Source organism: Drancourtella massiliensis, from assembly GCF_016900655.1.
Classification (GTDB): Bacteria; Bacillota; Clostridia; order Lachnospirales; family Lachnospiraceae; genus Sellimonas; species Sellimonas catena.
Map to the genome: position 1 here is coordinate 1 of NZ_JACJKH010000141.1, position 231 is coordinate 231.

Genomic DNA, 231 nt, shown 5'->3' on the forward strand with positions numbered 1-231 from the left:
AACGTCCCTTACTTCTTCCCTTAGAAAGGAGGTGATCCAGCCGCACCTTCCGATACGGCTACCTTGTTACGACTTCACCCCAGTTATCCGTCCCGCCTTCGACAGCTCCCTCCTATAGGTTGGGTCACTGGCTTCGGGCGTTACTGACTCCCATGGTGTGACGGGCGGTGTGTACAAGACCCGGGAACGTATTCACCGCGGCATGCTGATCCGCGATTACTAGCGATTCCA

Annotated in this window: 1 rRNA gene; it reads right to left on the reverse strand. The window is 56.3% G+C overall.

Features of this window, described 5'->3' with window-relative positions:
• Positions 1 to 24: 24 nt before the first annotated feature.
• Positions 25 to 231 (reverse strand): 16S ribosomal RNA (locus tag H6A32_RS16105); the annotation flags it as partial.